Annotated in this window: 1 protein-coding gene; it reads left to right on the forward strand. The window is 70.8% G+C overall.

What is annotated here, in order from left to right; translation table 11 throughout:
* Nucleotides 1-53: 53 nt before the first annotated feature.
* On the forward strand, nt 54-2,256 hold a 2,203-nt coding region (locus ABZX37_RS49280; RefSeq protein ID WP_354751260.1), incomplete at its 3' end, for an AMP-binding protein.

Consider the following 2,256-nt stretch of genomic DNA (forward strand, 5'->3'; position numbering starts at 1 on the left):
AGCACGTGGCGGCTCGGCTTCCGGCGTACATGGTGCCCGAGCGAATTGTGGCGGTGGAAAGACTTCCGCTCACCGCTAACGGCAAAGTCGACCGCAAGCAACTGCGCGAACTCCTCACCGCAGTTCTCGACTCGGGTGCGGAAGCGGCCGCGCCCGAACCGCCTCGAGGCGAGGTCGAAACCACGCTCGCCGGGCTTTGGGCGGAATTGCTGGGCATCCCGGAGATCGGCAGGCAGCACAACTTCTTCGCCCTCGGCGGCGACAGCCTCCTCGCCACCCGGCTGCTGGCCCGGCTTCGGGCGGCCGGGATCGCCGGCGGGACGCTGGCGGGCCTGTTCGAGACCCCGGTGCTCGCCGACTTCGCCTCGGTGCTGCGGCCCGGCGAATCCGGGCCGGTCGCGGTGCTGGCGGCGGACCCGGAACACCGGTACGAACCGTTCCCCGGCACCGACGTGCAGCGCGCCTACTGGATCGGGCGGACCAGCGAACTCGCGCTCGGGAACGTCGGCTCGCACTGGTACTGGGAGTTCGACGGGGCGGGCACGGACGTCGCTCGGGTGGAGGAGGCGTTCAACCGGCTGATCGCGCGGCACGAGATGCTGCGCGCGGTCTTCGACGAGAACGGGCGGCAGCGGGTCCTGCCGGAAGTGCCGCGGTTCGTCATCCCGGTCCGGCACGCCGGGCCGGACGGGGACGCCGCGCTCGCGGAACTGCGGGAAGAGATGTCCCACCGGATCGCCGACCCGGAACGGTGGCCGCTGGTCGAGATCCGGGCGGTCCGGCACGGCGACCGGACCCGGCTCGCGTTCAGCTTCGACTACATCGTGCTCGACGCGCTGAGCGTCATCATCGTGTTCGGCGAACTCGCCGCGCTCTACCACGACCTCGCGGCCGAGCTGCCGCCGGTCGGTGTGTCCTTCCGCGACTACGTCCTGCGAGCCGGGCCCGCCGCGGGCGAACTGGAGACGGCCCAGCGGTACTGGTCCGAGCGGGTCGACCGGCTTCCGCCCGCCCCCGGCCTTCCGCTGGCCAAGGATCCGTCCCAGGTAAGCAAACCGCGGTTCGTGCGCCGCGAGACCTGGCTGCCGCCGCACGAGTGGCGGGCGCTGGCGGGCAAAGCGCGGGAGCACGGCCTCACCCCGGCCACCGTCCTCGCGGCCGCCTACGCCGAGGTGCTCGCCGCCTGGAGCGGCTCGGGCGAACTCACCCTGAACCTCACCCTGTTCGACCGCCGCGAGGTGCATCCGGACATCAACAACATCCTCGGCGACTTCACCTCGCTGCTGCTGGTGTCGCACCGGCCGGCCGGGACGGGAGAGCGCTGGCTGGACGTCGCGCGCCGGTTCCAGGAACAGGTCTGGTCGGATATGGAGCACAGCCAGGTGTCGGCGATCTGGGTGCTGCGGGAGATGGCCCGGCGCACCGGCGCCGCCGCGGTCTCGATGCCGGTCGTGTTCACCAGCGCCCTCGGCATGCCCGAGGACGTGGTCGATCTGCGGTTCCCGTTCGGCGAACAGGTCTGGGGCATCTCGCAGACGCCGCAGGTGTGGCTGGACCACCAGGTGACCGAGCGCGACGGCGGCCTGTACGTGAACTGGGACGCGGTGGACGAGCTGTTCGTCGACGGCGTGCTCGACGCCATGTTCGACGCTTATCGCGGGTTGCTGAAGTGGCTGGTCGAGTCGGACTGGGCGGCGAGTGTCGGCAGCCTGCTTCCGGCCGGGCATCGGGAGGTCCGGGCGGCGGTGAACGCGACCGGCGCCGAAGTGCCGGACGGCTTGTTGCAGTCGGGCTTCTTCGAATGGGCGGTGAGGGATCCTTCTCGGATCGCGGTGGTGTGGGGCGATTCGGACGGCGCGTCGTTCGGGGCTTTGGCGGAGAGCGCGTTGCGGATCGCGGGTGTGCTCGCGGATCGCGGGGTGCGGAGCGGCGACCCGGTGGGGGTTTCGGTAAGCCGGGGCGTGCACCAGGTGGCGGCGGTGCTCGGGGTGCTGGCTGCCGGTGGAGTGTATGTGCCGGTGGGGGCGGAGCATCCGGTCGAGCGGCGGTCGCGCATTTATCGCGGCGCCGGGATTCGGGTCGTGCTGGGAGAGCGGTCCGCCGGGGCGGAATGGCCGGACGGGATCGAGTTGGTCGATGTGGCCGAGGCGAGAAAAGGTGTTCCGCTGGAGCGGCCGGTCGGGGTGGGTCCGGATGATTTGGCGTATGTGATTTATACGTCGGGTTCGACTGGGGTGCCGAAGGGTGTGGAGGTGT

This window comes from Amycolatopsis sp. NPDC004079, assembly GCF_040610415.1.
Lineage (GTDB): Bacteria > Actinomycetota > Actinomycetes > Mycobacteriales > Pseudonocardiaceae > Amycolatopsis > Amycolatopsis halotolerans.